Raw genomic sequence first — 18,106 nt, 5'->3', positions numbered from 1 at the left:
AGGATCAAACTCTCCATAAAAGTAGTTTGAAAGCTCATTAGCTTTGCTAGCGTATCAACTAAAAGTTGATATCTATTTATTACTTATGTTTCGTTCACTAACTTAGTTGTTAGCTACTTAAAACGTTATTGATTACGTTTTGCTTGTTCAGTTTTCAAGGTTCATTTGTTAAGTTGTCGTTTTCAGCGACTTCTTTATATTAACACTTCGTTTATTTCTTGTCAACAACTTTTTTAAAAAGTTTTTCGATTGAGTTTTCAAAGTGTTTTTCGTGATGTCTTAGCGACAATTAATATAATACAACACTAATATATTATTCGTCAACACTTTTCTAAAATAAAATTCGAGGTATTTTTCATACCTCGATTACAAGCATACTATAGACTGAATGCAGTTTCTATAGAAGTGCATCTAAATTTACTTTATAGTGTCGATGGAATATCATTTCGCTTTTTGCTATTACAGGTTCAATAAGTATATAGCCTTTATCCACTAAGTACTCCACAAAGACTTCTAGGTCGACAGAGTAATTTACAAGTTCACTGTGATCATGAAGTTCTTGAATTGTCCATGCTTCTTTTTTCTTCATAACATCTAATATATGGCGAGCACCGTCTTGCGTGCGTGAATGAATTAAAAACTCACTTGCTAAAAATAGTAACTCTAAACGTTTTTCAATGGGCTCAGAACTCATCACCAGTTCCTCATACAACTTATAGATAGCCGGTTCGATATTCTTTACTTGTCCCCATACCGTTACTTCCGGATATAGACCACTATCAATAATTGATAAACGACCTAAATGATGAAGAGAATCCACAACATGATTATATGCATCTAAATAGCTGCCTTTATCGAAGTACTCTTTCCCTTCTAAGTAACGACGAATTAACTTCGAAAATTGAATACCTGTTTTGATTTTGCGACCGTTGAACGGAAACTCTTGTAATTCAATTTTCAATTTATGAAGAAACTCATTGCGATCGAATAATACTTTGCCGAAGAAAATCCAATCTACAACCTTTTTGTTAGAGCCAATTAACAACCATTTTCGTAATAATTTCTCTGTGACAGTATGTAAGGCTACCTTATTATCTTCATATAGATAGTGTTTCGTAAATACCGGATTTTCCGCCTCCTTTACGATTATAAGTAGGACTGTATCAAATGTATCCGTTACATTACTTTGCTCTTCTCGTTTTTGAATTAAAATAACACCTAGTGTATTTGGCTGACTAGCTCGCTCTTGATATATCGGTCGTAAAACTTGCTCCATATTCAGCCCTCCCTATATAGTTTTATTACAATTTATTATGTTTTAAATTTCGACATACTCTAAAAGGAATCCTTCTTTTCACTTTTTTCTAATCTAAAATAATTTTACCTTATATGTTATAGTATTCTTTAGATTGGGAGGCAAGATGATATATGAAACCTTATAAAAGTAAAATCAATAAAATCCGTTCATTTGCATTAGCCTTAATATTTATCGGCTTTATTATCATGTACGGTGCAATTTTCTTCAGAAACAATCAATGGCTTGTACTTATTTTTATGTCTCTTGGATTACTTTGTATTATCGGTAGTACAGCAGTGTACGGTTGGATTGGCTTATTATCGACGCGCGCTGTGCAAGTCGAATGTCCAAATTGCCACAAGCATACGAAAGTTTTAGGTCGTGTGGATATGTGTATGTATTGCAATGAACCACTTACACTTGATCCTACACTAGAAGGTAAAGAATTCGATCAATCCTACAATCAAAAGCAACATAACGAACAAATGCGCTAAAGCGCTCGTTCACATCCGACAAGCGCTGGAGAGCCCGAAGCGAAAGTATACGCTCCACCACTTTCGCCCGAGGGATCGAAGCGACCTCGAGGATGTAGCGCTTTAGCCTAGACGGCGGCAATGCCCTAGGTTATCCGCTGGCAAAAAATCTATAGTTTCCTTAACAATAAAAAATTCCTAGCCCTCATTCGAGAGCTAGGAATTTTTATTGTACTTTTGTGGCAACACCTTTACACGCTGAACATGTACCATAAATTTCAAGGCGATGTGAGTTCACATCAAAGCCCGTCACTTGCGAAGCGAAATGCTCAATTTCGTCGAGACCTGGATAATGGAAGTCTACGATTTTCCCACAGCATTCACAAATCATGTGATAGTGATCGTTTGTAACAAAATCAAAACGGCTCGAAGCATCTCCGTAAGTAAGCTCTTTTACTAATCCTACTTCGCGGAATACACGGAGGTTATTGTAGACAGTCGCTACACTCATATTCGGGAATTTCCCTTCAAGTGCTTTATAAATTTCATCGGCAGTTGGATGTGTCATCGATTGAATCAAATATTCCAAAATAGCATGACGCTGAGGAGTTATACGTACACCAGTTGTTTTTAACGTGTCAAGTGCATCTTGTAAATGCGTTGCAGACATCGCCATGCACCCCTTTTCATAAGTATTATTAATTTATAATTGTTATAAATAGTGTATCGAATGAAACCAACATCTGTCAACATTTGCTCATTCATCTTATGAAAAATTGTAGCTTAATACCCTCTTGACAAGTCCATTAGATTTTCTATGTCCTTTTCACCGTTCATCCACTTCTCAAGACTCGGCTTAAAAATGTCTAAACTACGCTCTACATAACGGGAAGAATGACTCGATACATGCGGTGATACAATGACATTTGGCAATGTCCATAACGGATGATCCGTAGCAAGAGGTTCTTTTTCAAATACATCAAGCACTGCGTAGCCAATCTCTCCGTTTTCAATTGCCTGAATCAGAACATTCTCATCTACTAAGTTTCCACGACCAAAATTCATGAAAATCACATTGTTTTTCATCGCTTTAAAATGGCCTTCATTCAATAGATGTGTTGTTTCTATTGTTTTGGGTAGAACTGAAATGACAATATCCGCTTTTGGTAAAGAATCTAAAAGTCCATCAAAGCTCACGATTCCATCCATATACGCCGCTTCTTTGCCCGATCGATTGCAGCCAATAGTTTTAACACCAAAAGCTTGGAGTAAACGACCAACTTCACTACCGATTGCACCAGGTCCTAAAATGAGTGCCGTGCTATCACATAATTCAGTTTGCTTCGCTTTTTTCGACCACTCACTTTTTTTCTGTTGCTCGTACATCCATGGTAGTGCACGTTTAATGGCTAAAATATGAGCAAGGATTGATTCTGCCATCGGTGTTTTATGAATACCACGCACATTTGAAACGACAATACCTCTATCAATTATTGCTTGTGCTGGCATTTTTTCTACGCCAGCGGAGGCAACGAATATCCATTTAACATTTTCGGCATATTGAATATTGTCATCATCTAAATCCTCACCGTATGTAACAAGTACATCTGCCTTTTGTAACTCGTCATTAGATAATCCATTTTCGAACACGAAGTCTACCTCTGGAAAATCTGCCACTAACGGGTTCTTTAAATCTGGTCTTGGTTCAAATGTGAAATAGACTCTCATTTTGCAACCTCCTGCTCCGCTAAAAATGAATACACTTCTTCAATATGATTTTTCACACGTACCCTACGCCACTGCTTTACAAGATTACCTTCTCCATCTATTAAAAAGGTTGAACGTTCAATGCCCATATATTCACGACCATACATTTTCTTCAGTACCCACACGCCATACGCTTCTGCCACCGCATGATCCTCATCTACTAACAGAGAAAACGGCAAGCCATGCTTATCAATAAACTTCGTATGCTTTTTCGCATCATCTGGACTAATACCCAATACAACAGCATTTAAATGACTGAAGTCTTCGTACTTATCACGGAAATCACAAGCCTCAGTCGTACAGCCAGGCGTCATATCTTTTGGATAAAAATATAGAATTACGTTTTGCCCTTGATAATCCTTTAAGTGCACTATTTCTCCCTTTTCATTGACTAACGAAAAATCTGGTGCTTTTTTTCCTTCTATTAAAGTCATTAAAAATCTCCTCCCTTCGTACCTCCTATTCTACTCGAAGTCGCAAATCAAGTCATATCCCCGATTTTCTTTGGATTTCTCACTCCGATAGGTCTACAATAGGTAGGGTATAAATGAATTGGAGGCAATATTTATGAAACACTCAAAATCTGAAGCAGTACACGCCGAAGCACTCCAGCACATCGTTGGCGGTGTGAATAGCCCTTCTCGTTCTTATAAAGCAGTCGGTGGTGGCTCACCTATTTCTATGGCACGTGGGAAAGGAGCTTATTTTTGGGATGTCGATGGGAATCGTTATATCGATTATCTGGCCGCATACGGACCTATCGTGACAGGTCATGGTCATCCACATATCACGAAAGCTATTACTCATGCAGCTGAAAATGGCACATTATTTGGCACACCAACTGAATATGAAGTGACTTTTGCCAAAATGCTAAAAGAAGCAATCCCTTCAATGGATAAAGTTCGATTCAATAACTCAGGTACAGAAGCAGTTATGACAACTATCCGTGTCGCGCGTGCTTACACTGGTCGTACTAAAATCATGAAATTTGCTGGCTGCTATCACGGTCACTTCGACTTAGTATTAGTCGCTGCTGGTTCAGGTCCTGCAACACTTGGTACACCGGACTCTGCAGGTGTGACAACAGCAACTGCTGAAGAAGTAATCACGGTTCCCTTCAATGATCCAGAAGCATTTATGGCAGCAATGGATAAGTGGGGCGAAGAACTTGCAGCGATTTTAATCGAGCCAATCGTCGGGAATTTCGGTATTGTGGAGCCAAAACCTGGTTTCTTAGAATTAGTACATGCTACTGCAAAACAAAAAGGTGCATTAACAATTCATGATGAAGTTATCACAGCATTCCGCTTCCATTATGGTGCTGCCCAGGACCTACTTGGTTTAACACCAGACCTAACTGCGCTTGGTAAAGTTATCGGTGGCGGTCTACCAATCGGTGCTTACGGCGGCCGCAAAGAAATAATGGATACTGTTGCACCACTTGGTCCAGCTTACCAAGCCGGGACAATGGCTGGTAACCCTGCTTCAATGCAAGCTGGTATCGCATGTTTAGAAGTACTTGCGCAGCCTGGCATATACGATGAAATGGATCGCCTTGGCGCTATTTTAGAAGAAGGTATTTTAACAGCAGCAAAAAAACATAACGTGACAATTACGTTAAATCGTTTAAAAGGTGCACTTACAATTTACTTCACAGACGTAAAAGTTGAAAACTATGAACAGGCCGAGAACTCTGATGGTGAGATTTTTGGTCGCTTCTTCAAACTAATGATCGAGCAAGGCATTAACCTTGCCCCATCTAAATACGAAGCATGGTTCTTAACTACAGAGCATACGGAATCAGACATTCGAGAAACAATCAAAGCTGTAGATTATGCATTCTCTCAACTTTAATATTCCTAAATGAGCGACAAAGGGCACCGAGAATGGACTTCTCGATGCTTTTTGTCATTTTGTCTTTATTTTTAGGTTTAAATAATTAAACAAATCATCGCTCTAAATATGATGTTGAGTCAATTTTTACTTATTTATTGATCAAATAGTAGATTGTAATAATTACGCATTCAGTTGATTGGAGCGGAGGGTGGCGACTCCAGCGGGAAAAGCGAGACAGTCGCGACCCTGGACTGAGCGTAGCGAAACTGTGTTTTGCGACGAAAGCGAAGTGACAGGTGCAGGGAAGCGTCTCGGCCCCGCCCGCGGAACGCGTCCGCCCGCAGCGGAAATCAACGGTCAGATTCATCTGTTTTTATTATAAAAAAAAAAGATTATTGGCAGAAAACTAAATTCATGTATTTTATGGACACTTCCTTCTATACTGTATAGAATATAACTTTAAATAACTGACAGAAAGGACATCCATTTCCGATGAAATTAGGTGCCCGTGTATTTAAAACTGCTGTAGCTATTGTCTTTGCCCTTTTTATTGCTGAATTATTGAAATTGCCTTCCCCTGTATTCGCTGGAATTGCAGCTATTTTTGCGATTCAACCTTCAATTTACAGGTCATATCAAACAATTGTTGAACAAATACAGGCAAACATAATTGGTGCCACTATTGCCGTTATATTTGGTGTGCTTTTTGGTCATCATTTGGTGGCGATAGGGATAGCTGTTGTGGTTACAATTGGTTTAATGTTGAAGTTCAAATTGGAAAAATCCCTATCTATCGCACTTGTAACGGTCGTTGCGGTTATGGAGATCCAAGGAGACGACTTTATTACATTTGGCTTTATCCGTTTTTCAACGGTATTAGTCGGTGTACTCGCAGCTTTTGTCATCAACCTATTCTTCCTCCCGCCGAAATACGAAGTGAAGCTATTCCGTAAAATTCATTTTTTACAGGATGATATTATTCGATGGACACGACTGGCTGTACGCCAGGCTTCCGAACATACGTCTACAAAAGCAGCTTTAGGTAAATTTCAATCTCGCATGTCTCGTGTAGATATGCTGTATGAATTTTACAAAGAGGAACGTAGCTATTTTAAAAATAAAAAATATGAAAAAGCACGTAAACTTGTTGTATATCGCCAAATGATTACGACATCGAAAAAAAGCTTAGAGCTACTCCATCGTCTTCACAGACACGAAAATGAGCTTGCTGTATTACCGCCACAATTCCATTTACTGATTCAGGAACGTTTAGATTTCCTACTTACTTATCACGAACAATTACTATTAAAGTACACAGGAAAATTAAAGCCTGAGCATTCTGAGTGGACCAATCACATTGATTATATTCAACGCAATCAATTAATGGATATTTTCATTAAACAAGTGAAATTTACACAAGAAGAGGGCGAAACTGAATTTTCAAGCTATCACTTGCTATACATTTTATCGCGTATTTTAGATTACGAGGAAAACTTAGAGCATCTTGATATGTTGATTGTCTCGTTCCAAAGCTACCACGGTGAAGAAATTAACTTGGAGATTGAAGAAGAAATTATTTAAAGCTGACAACAACACCCAGAACAAAATAAAAATCCTACACCGCTTCAATTAAAATCATGCGGTGTAGGATTTTTATGTTTCACTACGAAGTGCCAAGAGCTGTTCTTCCGTTTTCTTACGTTGTAATGTTTGTTCGTCACGTAGCTGACGGTAAGTTGTAATACCTGTAAGAATGGTATCCCACATTTCTTCAAGTGATAGTGTTTTTTCTGGTTGCTGTGCCATTGCCATACTTAGCTGCACAGCATCACTGTTTGCTCCACCGAATTGTTTCATGCGGTTTTCAAAGGCAGCAGCTGAATCATTATGTAGCTGTTGACGCTTTTCATTGACCGCATTCATAATACCCATTTTAAAGACTGGAATCGTCTTGACGAATGCCCCATTAATTTGTTCGATCAACTCACTATTACCACTACGAATCATTTCGATTTGTGGCGCCGCTAAAATCGCAACCATACGTGATTTCTCCAGCTCATCTATTTTCCCGGCGAGCGTTTCAGCAATCGCTTGTAAACTATTTAGCTCCATTCGAGCAATCTGATTGCCTGCTTCACTCTGTTTTTCATACATCGGTATTAACGTCGATTTGACTTCATCTAATTTCATTTCTGCTGCTACAATGTATTTTTCAAGCTCCATATAATAGGTCAAATCTTCATGATATAGTCGCGCCAGCATTCTGTTATCGTTGGCTAATGCTTCTTCCATTAGCACAAATTGATAGTGAATTTTTTCAATATCTCTCCCCAGCACATTGTACTTATCAAATAAGTCTTCTTTCTTTTTCGGCGAGCGTTTAAATAGCTTCCCTAAAAAGCTTTGTTGCTCAATAAGTTCTTTCTTATCAAATTTCATCATTAAAGCTTCAAGTTGTTTCAATAATTCTCCTGATTCATTCACTGTCGATTTTGCCATCATGCTTAATATCTGGTCCGAAAAGCGCGATAATTTCGTCGCAGGTCCTTGACCAATTGCCAGTAAGTCCATTTGGTTTTTCAAATTTATTTGATTTGCGATTTGCTGAACTTCAGAACTTTTGCGCAGTTGCAGTTTTGTCGCATCCGCTGTTTCTGGAGTCAACTGATCAAGTATAATCGGTAAATTAGACATAGCGCGCCTCCTTCCCTAGCCATCAGAAAAAGCGGTTAAATAATTTTTTTATAATTTTATCGGGTGCGGGCTTTTGCTGTTTTGGCTCTTCGTATTGTAAATCAAACACCATATGCTCTAAACGATGACTATCGAAGGTATCTTCTTGCAAATGTTTTTCCAAATCAAGCTTACCTGTAGGATTATAAAAGACAATATCAACACCAAAACGATTTAAAAATGCTAATAAAGCAATGTCTTCACGTGATAAAGCCGGTTGCTGTGGACTTTGGTATAGTACAAGTTTCGGTACCTCTTGCGAATAATCGAAGCTTTGCAATAAACGTAAAATTTCTTTTGGAATCATCGTCATTTGCTTAAACATGAATAATTGTAAATCATATAAAGTTTCGTTCGGCAATTGTTTCAACAATGGTTTCTCACATGAAGCCTTTATTGTGTGGGCAATTGCTTGCTGTAACTCTAAAGTCAATTCTCCGTATTGCCACCAATCACTTTGCACAATACGTTCCTCTGATAATTCACCGTTCACTAAGCAGTGCTTGTAGTGAAAATGAAAATTCGCTTTACTTGTTTTTGCATAAGGGAATTCTTGCACAAATACGGTTTGTGGGCTAGCTTGTAGCTTATGCATGAATTGCCAATACTCTTCACGTCGACTCGAGACGCCACTAATTTTCGCGAAAATTACTGGTATCACTACTTCATGACCAACCACTTCAAACTTCGGTCGGACCATCGCCTTTTCATTTGCATAAATAAAAATATCATCATACGTCATACGTAACGTCAATGAACGTGGCATAAAATCTTTAAATTGCCATGGTCGATAAACACCTGACTGCTGGTCATGCATTAACTGCTCAAAATGTTGACTCGAACGATAGCCAACAGTTGCCTGACGATCACGCAATTTATCGGGGAAAGGCTGTAATGTTGTTTGGCTTGCATAGGAATGCGTAATAGAAAACGTATTCGTTGAATCTACTTCAGCAAACTCATCAACTGCAGCTGGGTGAAAAATTAACACATCACAACCAAGCTCCATTAATAATAGTAAGAAATACTTCTGGCTAATCGTCGTCTCACCGTACCAAACAACTTTAGGAAAATCATCTGTTGGTTTCATTGTTTTCGTCCATTGGATCCAATGGTTTTTTAACCACTTCACCATATCAATTAAAAAGCGACGAAAATCATTTGCCAGTAATCCGAGTGATTGCTGATCACGGAAACGCTCTACAACACGAATTGTTGCAAGCTGCAAATGTCGATTCATCGAAGCATCATCATGTTTCGGAATAAGCTGGTGGCCATACATCATGGCAATCAGGCGATTGATAGACAAGCCTTTAGGTGATTGTTGATGTTGCGCCAAAATACCTTGTAACGCCTTAAAGTCATTTTGTTCTATATGCTTATTTAACTCTTCACTTAAAATATGGATATCCTGGTGTTGTGCCAATGTAAATAATGAATTGAAATAATCATCTTCTTCTATTGGTACACCCAATACACGAACGGCGATACGACTAAAACGCACATGTTTTTCTGTCACCTCGTATAATGCCCGCATCTTCGGTGAGTCTTGGAACGCTTGTAGCCAATCAATAGGATCTCGCTCCAAAACCGATTCAATTGTGATTGTTTGCATACAAACGCCACCTCCTTACATCGTACTTACACAATTAGTTGTTTTGCGGCAAGTTGCAAAACTTCTTCCAGTAAATTTTTCGTAAAGGCTTCGCCACTGTGTGCCGAGTAAATTGTATTACCCAGTACTTTTGGTTGCTTATCCTTTAAATCCCCATGATCAGGTGTATAGCCAATGTCTGCTGTTGCAAGCATGCCATAGTCCATAATGGAATCACCCGCTGCCACGTGCACATCGTATGTACAATGCTCTTTCATATAAGCAATCGCCGCTTCCTTCGTTAACGCTTTCGGTAGAAAATATAATTTTCTCCCTTGTAAGAGGACATACCAGCCAAGCGCATCGAATTCCTGAATAATTGCCTGTACTTCCTCTTGGCTTATGATTTCTAGATCAACATAATAAACATAAAATAAATCATCAACATAGAATGTACGTTGTAACCAAGTATCTGATTTCATCGCATCGAAGCGTCGTAACATATCGGCTTTTGGAATCGAGGAATCTTCAATACGTTTACGTAAAACGTTCGCCCAATCTTCACTTGGACGACCCTTTTCTAATATTGTACCTCCATTACTCGTAATTGCAAAAGTAGGACATAAATCCTTTATTAAATGGATGCGTTCATATTGGTGGAGGGCGCGTGTAGTGACAGGCACAAATAACGTTTGTTCATGTACCTGATGAAGCAATTTCGTTGTTGCTTCTGTCATCATGCTCATCGCTTCCCCGTCTAATCGTTCTGCTATGACAGGTGTTGTTGCAGGTGGAAAGTTATCCATCATACGTTTTGAATAAATGAGCGTACGGTCTAAATCAGATGTAAATAGTAGCATGTATTCTCTCCCTTATACTTCTTTTATTAAGCCGCAGCATGCGTACGACATATTTGGATATTCTTCAACGGGTACATTTTTTTCCTTAGCTAATAATAATATGTGCTCAAGTTCATTCACATATTTAGGATTAATTAAAATTTTCCATGGCACACGGCGTAGTAATACTCGCGTCGTTTCCCCAACTCCTGGTTTCACGAAATTAATATTTGGTATCCCTAACTCTTGTTGGATCACTTGCACCGAATTCATCCCTTGCCATGTGATAGGCGATGGTCGCTGCTCAGAAAAATGTTTTTCGATATCCTTTTGCACTTGTTCAAAGAAAGTACTAACACTGTCAATATATAAGTTCGATACATCTACGTCCTCTAGCTCTTTATAATATTTCGCTCCGTGGAAGTCATCTTCCTTCATAAATTGTAAATTCAATACAGTACGGCTCACTAACCCTGACACTGTTGAATTTAAACAAGCAGAGGGAATTAAAAAATCTTCGCGTGTACCATAAATCGACGTACAGTGCCCTGGATCAGCTAATACAGCTAATGTAGCATCTAATTGTTCCTCATTATTTGCATTAAAGTGCTCGCAAGCTTGTTGCAATTCCTTCGTAATGGCACCTTTTCCTGTCCAGCCATCGATAAATTGAATGCGTGCTGATGGATGTTCTGCAAATATATACTGAATAGCCCTCTCATCAATTCCACGTCCACGCAGTATTGAAATCGTGTAATGTGGCACTTGGACCTTATAACGCATTTTGATATAACGCTTAATCAAAACTCCGATCGGCGTACCAGCTCTCGCTAAACTCACGAGTACTAAATTTTCTAATCCTTGCCGTGCTACAATTTGCTCTGCTACAATCCCAACAGCTAGTGCAATACGCTCTGCAGAGGCATCTAAAGTTTTATAAAAAAGTGACATGTATGCATCTGAAGGCTGATACTCGACTGGTAGCATTTCAGAATAATGTGTACCCGATTGGATTAGACGTTCACGCTTTTCATTGTTTAATTCAAGTTTGACATTACTAATATCACGCAGTAAAAAGACTACATCCTCTGGTGCATAACTCCCCATTTTATCGGGTTGCATTATTGCGCGCATCGTTCACCCTCCACTTCATGCATACAAATTACGTATATTTTTGCATTACTTACTGATTGTAGGGCTTGCACAACTCTCGCTACGACATCTTTATCTGCTATACGTTCCACAACTAAAAAAAGTTCCGAATATGGGTGACTTTGTATATTGTATAAATAGTTTTCAACACCATTATTTTCAGGACTTTCAAATGCTATTTTCTCCGTAATTGTATAGCCTGGTTCCTCTGCACAATAAATGGGGCTACGTGTTGTCGATTGAACATAAACATCCTCACCTAAATAAGTAGCCAATTGCATCGGTACATACATAAATTCACCTGTGCCAATCACAAGTGCTGGACCATCTGTTCTAAGTTTCTTTAACTGCTCGGCGATACTCTTTATTGTATTCTTTTGTTCCGCATGCTGTTCAGCTGTCAACATAAATCTTCCCGTTGCCAGCATGTATGGCGCCTTATTTTCAACACCATTTTCAGCAATGGAGCGATAATGCTTTTGTTCGATTGATTCTTTTACCGATAGTAGCGTCATTTCCCCGGCTTCTTGTGTAGTTGCTTCTACTTGTTTGCTAGATAAAGTTGGTTCCCCAACACTAGTAAACTGTCCGCCCATAATCGATATAAAATCAATCGTTAGATCCCACTCATTTTCCAATTGCTTAAAAACCGCTTGCTGTTGTTCTGATCGCCAATCTAAAATCGACAACACCGAATAATGCTTGACGAAAGGAAATTTCTTTCTCAACGTTTCAACAATATTCACAACCGTATTTCCTGTAGTAATCTCATCATCTACTAATACAATGCGCTTCGCTTGTAGTAATTTTTCAGGTTGCTCACTATATACTCGGTGGCTAGTCGCATGTGAATGTTCTTCTTCAAATGTTACAAATGATTCAATATCAGGAAGTTGTTCACGTGTCGTATGAATATATGTCGCATTCGATTGAAAAGCATTGAAAACCGCATGTCCAAGTGCTGTCGCCGTTTCTGCAAAACCAATAAACAATGTCTCTTCAGGTAATTCAATACCCTTGCCCTCTACTTGTTGTAATACTGTTGGTGCATTTTCATGTTGCTTTAGTGCCTGTACCACAGCAGGTAGTAAGTCAATTTCCTCACCTGTAAGCTTTTGGTGATACATCATAGCTAGCAGTGTCCCTGTTAGTATTGGTACTTGTGGACGTACAGCTAAATGCTTACCTAGAACTGTACTGACAAATAAAAACCGTCTTTTTTTATTAATACGTGTTGCCATTTTAAACAAATCTGATATCACAAAATCAAATGGATTGTCCGTAATTTCAAGATCTATTTCATAATTTTGAATAATTCCCAGCCTGTTCTTCAGTTGTTTCAAACTCATTTCCTCCTACATCTGTATGCAATAAAAGGGACGCGAAATCCATGGATTCATTATATACACCATATAAATGCGATTGGCGTAATATTTGCTGCGCCCATCTTGAATGTGGCTTCATTTCATTCATTTTATTTGCATAATGGCTTTTCACAACACCCTTTTGACCATCATTATTTTCTATTATACTCACCGCATCTAAGTATTCCTCGTAAGAAACTACGTATAACGCATGTACAACTCGAATATGACTTGGGTGAATAATCGTTTTACCTAATATCCCATTTTGTCGGTCCATTAACACTTCTCTCATCAAGCCATCTAAACAATCATCAAGCAAAGCCTGACGTGCGTTCAACGCACCTTTCTCACTAAAAGGTGTTGCTCTTAACGCCGGTTTTAATATCCGCTGATTGTTGAAATATTCCCATACGGGGCCTGAGATGACAAAGCCATCTTCCTCTCGACCTAGTACATTTACAATGTCTGCAATGCAATCTCGAATAACAGCAATATCGTAGATCGTCGAGTCTACACGACGACGAATTCCATATATTCCACAAAAATCGGTCGCTCCAATACGTACATTTAATATGCGTGAACGATATTGATTGAGGACTTCTTTAATGGCAAATAATGCGTTCATTCGAGACTCCTTATACAAGATGTCACGACTTTCTAAAATCGGCATGCCATATAAAGTTAGCTGATGCTGCTGAATCGTTTTCTCAAGCAATTCGAAATAAGGTGCCCCTTGTGTCGCTGTAAATTTAGGAAATACATAGCCAGTTAGTACTTCTTGATGTTTTCCTAATACATCCGTTAAAAACGCAAATTGTTCTACATTTCGTACACGAACGAAAATTAGCGGTAAATCTTGTCGTTCTATTTGTTTATTTTCAAACAGCGTAAATAATGTACCAATGTCCTCTACTAACTTTGCCTCACAAGTTAGTAGCTCTTCATCTCCAACTGCATCTTCTAAATCAATGACAAATGATGTCAACTCTTTATATTTATGTGATTGCACCATATCAATAATATTGGGCATCGATGCTGGCATATACAATGTAGCACCTAGCGCATAAGCTAAAATATCTGGTGCATCCCATTTTGTAAACGGCTGTGGTTTTTTATAAAAAACCGTCTCTGCTTCAGCTAAAAAATGTTGCATCTAATTCCCTCCTAGTCAAAAGAATGACCTTTGTCAAAAAAGGCACTGCATCGGCCCGTTTCTTTCCAGACCAATACAGTGCCTTTTGTTACGCTGCTTTACTCTTATTCATCTTATGCACAACAAATGTTAGCAAGAATGCTGTGATTAATATGACGAAGAAAACTTCATGTGGCACGTGGAAACCGAAAACGCCAGCAAACATTTTAAGCGAAATAATTGCGATTAAAATAAATGCTGTAGTTTCAAGCTCTGGTACTCGCTCAATCAATGTTAGGAATACTCCAGCGATTGTACGCATCATGATAATCCCTAACATCCCACCTAATAATAGAACCCATACCTGGTCTGAAATCGCAAATGCTGCTAATATCGAATCTACAGAAAAGGCAATATCCATTAATTCAACTGAGATAACCGTTGCCCAGAAAGTACCGAATACTCGGACCATCCAACCACTCTTCTTAAACTCTTTAGCTTCGTCCCCATCTCCGCCTTTATTTCTAAAGTGCGAGATAACAATCCATGCTAAATAAGCTGCACCTAAAATTTTTACCATCGAGAACTTTACTAAGTATACGCCGATACCTATAAAGATAAAACGGAAGAAATAAGCACCTAACATACCATACATCAAAGCTCTTTTTCGTTGTTTTGGAGGCAGGTGTTTAACAAGTACCGCTAACACTAATGCATTATCCGCAGATAAAAGCCCCTCAATGATCACTAACGAAAGAATAAGTCCCCATGATACCGGATCCGTTAAAACTTCTCCCCACATCTGCCAGTTAAAAAACTGCGCATATGTATTGAGTATCTCATTGATTACGTCCAAACGAGCTCCCCCATCAATTAAAAAATGCCTTTAATTTATTGCAAGCCGTATGCATTTACTAAGGCACCAAGTCCACCTTGATAGCCTGATCCTACTGCAGCAAATTTCCACTCGCCGTTATGACGATATAACTCACAAAATACAACAGCAGTTTCAATACTGAAGTCTTCACCAAGATCATAGCGAAGAACTTCTGAGCCTGTATCTTCGTTTGTTAAACGAACATATGCATTTAATACTTGCCCGAAATTTTGACGACGACCTTCAGCATCATAAATTGTCACTGTTACAACAATCTTTTCAATTTGAGGAGATACTTGCTTTAGGTTCACAAGAATTTTTTCATCATCCCCATCACCCTCACCCGTACGGTTATCACCCGTATGCACGATAGATTGGTCTGAACTCGTTAAATTATTGTAGAAGATAAAGTCTTGCTCATTACGGCATTTCCCAGATGCATCTAGTAAAAATACAGATGCATCTAAGTCAAAGTCAATTCCGCCATCGAATTGTTTTACATCCCAACCTAAACCAATACCTACATTATTTAAGCCTGGGTCTTGCTTCATTAAATCAATCCGTTGCCCTTTACTTAACTGAATACCCATTTGAAAATCTCCCTTCCCGTGAAAAGTTGCAGTGTTAGTTTACGTTTAAGCCGTAGTCATTACAAAGAGCTGCTAAGCCACCTTGGTATCCTGCACCAATTGCGTTGAATTTCCATTCGCCACCATGACGATATAACTCGCCAACAACAACTGCTGTTTCGATACTGAAGTCTTCACCTAAATCATAACGGATTACTTCTTCATTCGTCGCTGCATTAACAATGCGGATGAATGCATTTGTTACCATACCGAAGTTTTGGCTACGTGCATCTGCATCGTGAATTGTTACCGTGAATGCTAGTCGTTGTACATGTGCAGGTACTTCTGTTAACGCTACCTTTACGATTTCGTCATCTCCATCACCAACACCTGTTAAGTTATCTCCAGAGTGTTCAACTGAACCGTTGCCACCAATTGTATTATTGTAGAAGATGAAATCATTTTGATCTGCTACTTTTCCTGTATCTGCAAGTAAAAATACAGATGAATCTAAGTCAAAATCATTTCCACCATCATATTTGTTCGTGTCCCAACCTAAACCTACAATTACGTTTGTTAACCCTGGATTTGTTTTTGTTAAATCTACTTTTTGACCTTTTTGTAATGAAATACCCATTATTATATTCCTCCTAATGATTAATTATTATTTTTTATTTATTGATATCTTCGAGCTACGTCGCCAAGCTTCATGTCATTCGTACCGTTACCAACAGCCGCGAACTTCCACTCATTACCATGACGATAAATTTCGCCACAAACCAACGTCGTTAAGTCCGAATAGTTATCTGTTAAATTATAACGAATTAGTTCACTGCCTGTCTTGTCATCGTACACACGAATGTATGCATTTTGGAGCATACCGAAGTGTTGTTTACGTCCAGCAGCATCATAAATGTTTACGACGAAAACAAGTTTATTGTATTGTGCAGGTATTGTCCCTAATTCAATTGTAATAACTTCATCGTCTCCATCGCCGTCACCAGTTAAATTATCACCAGAATGTTGAACAGAACTACATTTACTTACTAATTTTCCGAAATAAACAATGTCGTCTCCTGCTAACAGCTTGTCGTCTTGAAGCATTAGAACAGACGCATCACAGTCAACATCTCTGCCGCCGCCTCCGCCGCCACCAGAAAATAGGCCTCCTAAAAATCCGCCACTTTTCCCTTGCCCTTGGCTTACAGGGTCCCAACCCAATCCGACTTTAATTTTATTCAAACCAGCATTGCCTTTTGTCAAATCGACACGTTGCCCTTTTTGCAAATTAATACCCACGATAAACATCCTCCTATAAATTGAATACGCTTTCAGCTGAATAATACGAATACATCGTTATTAATTTGAAAAAATTGAATCTAGACAAAATCATTGATTCCCATAATTAGCAAAATTGACACTACTTGCTACTCAATTACAATAGGAAACTTATAATATTTCGAAACAAAGGTAATTATTTCAGCTTTATCTTAAGTCTAAAATAATATTACAAAAAATTCAAACAATGTCTCCAAAAATAACACTTAAACTAGTGAAATAGAAAATTATAAACTAACTTGATTAGCTTTTCATTTTCGGATCGAGTGCATCACGTAATCCATCCCCCATTAAGTTAAAACCAAGTACTGTTAGCATAATTGCTAGTCCTGGGAAAATCATCGTCCACGGGGCATTTAGCAAATAAATTCGGGCATCTGCTAGCATTTTCCCCCATTCCGGTGCTGGTGCTTGAGCGCCAAGCCCTAGGAAGCCAAGTGCTGCTGCTTCGATAATTGCAGTCGCAATCGCTAGCGTACCTTGTACAATGACAGGCGTCATCGAGTTTGGCAAAATGTGCGAAAACAAAATACGAATATCACGCATACCAATGGCCTTGGCAGCTACAATATATTCCTCTTCCTTCACACTCAATACTTTTGAGCGAATCAGTCGTCCGAAGTTAGGTACATTAATGATTGCAATGGCGATTAATGCATTTTGTAATGATGGGCCAAGGACCGCTACTACAGCGATAGCTAGTAAAATACTTGGAAATGCCAACATAATATCAAATATACGTGAAATGATTGTATCAATCCATTTACCATAATAACCAGCAACAATACCTAGTACACTACCAACAATCGCTGATAGAATAACCGCAAATAGGCCTACCCATAGTGAAATGCGTGCACCGTGCACAACACGTGAGAAAATATCTCGACCAAAATCATCCGTGCCAAACCAATGCTGACTTGAAGGTGCTAAAAGCCTCTTCGTTAAATCTTGTTCATTAATGCCTTGTGGTGCAATCGTCGGACCATATACTGCAAGTACAATGAAAAACAATACAATACCTGCACCTATTAGGGAGATTTTGCTCTTTTTAAAGCTACGCCAGCCTTCTCTCCAAGGACCTGCCGCACGATTTTGTGCTGCATCTTTTTTTAAATCTATTACTTCAGCCATAATC

18 protein-coding genes are annotated in these 18,106 nt (G+C 38.7%); 3 read left to right on the top strand and 15 right to left on the bottom strand.

Going from position 1 to position 18,106, the window contains the following annotated elements; genetic code table 11:
• Nucleotides 1–397: 397 nt before the first annotated feature.
• Nucleotides 398–1,276 carry a nucleotidyltransferase-like protein gene (locus ACIQ2D_RS15015; protein ID WP_402865362.1) on the bottom strand — a complete coding sequence of 293 codons (879 nt, stop codon included), beginning with the start codon at nucleotides 1,274–1,276 and terminating at the stop codon, nucleotides 398–400.
• A gap of 152 nt (nucleotides 1,277–1,428) precedes the next feature.
• On the opposite strand from ACIQ2D_RS15015, the gene ACIQ2D_RS15010 reads away from it, so the two are divergent.
• A complete protein-coding gene (locus tag ACIQ2D_RS15010) occupies nucleotides 1,429–1,791 on the top strand; it encodes a YgzB family protein (protein ID WP_402865361.1) in 363 nt (120 codons plus the stop codon).
• A 205-nt stretch (nucleotides 1,792–1,996) separates the two neighbouring features.
• On the opposite strand, the gene perR is transcribed toward ACIQ2D_RS15010, so the two are convergent.
• The 3 genes from perR to bcp form a co-directional block, all read right to left on the bottom strand.
• Nucleotides 1,997–2,440 carry a peroxide-responsive transcriptional repressor PerR gene (perR, locus tag ACIQ2D_RS15005; RefSeq protein WP_402865359.1) on the bottom strand — a complete coding sequence of 148 codons (444 nt, stop codon included), beginning with the start codon at nucleotides 2,438–2,440 and terminating at the stop codon, nucleotides 1,997–1,999.
• Nucleotides 2,441–2,553: 113 nt separating this feature from the next.
• The gene (locus ACIQ2D_RS15000; protein WP_402865357.1) at nucleotides 2,554–3,498 is read right to left on the bottom strand and encodes a D-2-hydroxyacid dehydrogenase; all 945 of its coding nucleotides are present in this window, start codon (nucleotides 3,496–3,498) and stop codon (nucleotides 2,554–2,556) included.
• On the bottom strand, nucleotides 3,495–3,971 hold the full coding sequence (gene bcp, locus ACIQ2D_RS14995) for a thioredoxin-dependent thiol peroxidase (protein WP_402865355.1): 477 nt from the start codon (nucleotides 3,969–3,971) through the stop codon (nucleotides 3,495–3,497). Before bcp ends, ACIQ2D_RS15000 begins: the two co-directional genes overlap by 4 nt.
• Before the next feature lie 133 nt (nucleotides 3,972–4,104).
• Between bcp and ACIQ2D_RS14990 the strand changes: the two genes are divergently transcribed.
• Nucleotides 4,105–5,391, top strand: a complete 1,287-nt coding sequence (locus tag ACIQ2D_RS14990; RefSeq protein WP_402865353.1) for a glutamate-1-semialdehyde 2,1-aminomutase — start codon at nucleotides 4,105–4,107, stop codon at nucleotides 5,389–5,391.
• A gap of 474 nt (nucleotides 5,392–5,865) precedes the next feature.
• Nucleotides 5,866–6,954 (top strand): FUSC family protein, encoded by a 1,089-nt coding sequence (locus ACIQ2D_RS14985; RefSeq protein ID WP_402865351.1) that lies wholly within the window; start codon nucleotides 5,866–5,868, stop codon nucleotides 6,952–6,954.
• A 72-nt stretch (nucleotides 6,955–7,026) separates the two neighbouring features.
• On the opposite strand, the gene ACIQ2D_RS14980 is transcribed toward ACIQ2D_RS14985, so the two are convergent.
• From ACIQ2D_RS14980 to nikC, 11 genes are all read right to left on the bottom strand, one after another.
• A complete protein-coding gene (locus ACIQ2D_RS14980) occupies nucleotides 7,027–8,067 on the bottom strand; it encodes a toxic anion resistance protein (RefSeq protein WP_402865349.1) in 1,041 nt (346 codons plus the stop codon).
• Nucleotides 8,068–8,089: 22 nt separating this feature from the next.
• Nucleotides 8,090–9,721: a YceG family protein gene (locus tag ACIQ2D_RS14975; RefSeq protein ID WP_402865347.1), complete on the bottom strand. Its 1,632-nt coding sequence runs from the start codon at nucleotides 9,719–9,721 to the stop codon at nucleotides 8,090–8,092.
• A 26-nt stretch (nucleotides 9,722–9,747) separates the two neighbouring features.
• The gene (locus ACIQ2D_RS14970; protein ID WP_402865345.1) at nucleotides 9,748–10,560 is read right to left on the bottom strand and encodes an HAD family hydrolase; all 813 of its coding nucleotides are present in this window, start codon (nucleotides 10,558–10,560) and stop codon (nucleotides 9,748–9,750) included.
• 12 nt (nucleotides 10,561–10,572) lie between these two features.
• Nucleotides 10,573–11,673: a cysteine protease StiP family protein gene (locus tag ACIQ2D_RS14965; protein ID WP_402865343.1), complete on the bottom strand. Its 1,101-nt coding sequence runs from the start codon at nucleotides 11,671–11,673 to the stop codon at nucleotides 10,573–10,575.
• Nucleotides 11,661–13,034 (bottom strand): phosphoribosyltransferase family protein, encoded by a 1,374-nt coding sequence (locus tag ACIQ2D_RS14960; RefSeq protein ID WP_402865341.1) that lies wholly within the window; start codon nucleotides 13,032–13,034, stop codon nucleotides 11,661–11,663. Before ACIQ2D_RS14960 ends, ACIQ2D_RS14965 begins: the two co-directional genes overlap by 13 nt.
• Entirely contained in the window at nucleotides 12,991–14,208 is a 1,218-nt protein-coding gene (locus ACIQ2D_RS14955) for an HpcH/HpaI aldolase/citrate lyase family protein (protein ID WP_402865339.1), read from the bottom strand. Before ACIQ2D_RS14955 ends, ACIQ2D_RS14960 begins: the two co-directional genes overlap by 44 nt.
• An 88-nt stretch (nucleotides 14,209–14,296) precedes the next feature.
• Nucleotides 14,297–15,043, bottom strand: coding sequence for a TerC family protein (locus tag ACIQ2D_RS14950; protein WP_402865337.1), 747 nt, complete (start codon nucleotides 15,041–15,043; stop codon nucleotides 14,297–14,299).
• A 35-nt stretch (nucleotides 15,044–15,078) separates the two neighbouring features.
• Nucleotides 15,079–15,654 (bottom strand): TerD family protein, encoded by a 576-nt coding sequence (locus ACIQ2D_RS14945; protein ID WP_402865335.1) that lies wholly within the window; start codon nucleotides 15,652–15,654, stop codon nucleotides 15,079–15,081.
• 34 nt (nucleotides 15,655–15,688) lie between these two features.
• Complete coding sequence (locus ACIQ2D_RS14940; protein WP_402865333.1) at nucleotides 15,689–16,270, bottom strand: TerD family protein; 582 nt, start codon at nucleotides 16,268–16,270, stop codon at nucleotides 15,689–15,691.
• Between the two features lie 38 nt (nucleotides 16,271–16,308).
• Nucleotides 16,309–16,932 carry a TerD family protein gene (locus ACIQ2D_RS14935; protein WP_402865331.1) on the bottom strand — a complete coding sequence of 208 codons (624 nt, stop codon included), beginning with the start codon at nucleotides 16,930–16,932 and terminating at the stop codon, nucleotides 16,309–16,311.
• 282 nt (nucleotides 16,933–17,214) lie between these two features.
• A complete protein-coding gene (gene nikC / locus ACIQ2D_RS14930) occupies nucleotides 17,215–18,102 on the bottom strand; it encodes a nickel transporter permease (RefSeq protein WP_402865329.1) in 888 nt (295 codons plus the stop codon).
• Nucleotides 18,103–18,106 lie beyond the last annotated feature (4 nt).

Origin of the sequence: Lysinibacillus sp. NPDC097287, assembly GCF_044761695.1 — a bacterium.
Lineage (GTDB): Bacteria > Bacillota > Bacilli > Bacillales_A > Planococcaceae > Lysinibacillus.
This window is presented reverse-complemented; position numbering and strand designations above follow the sequence as displayed.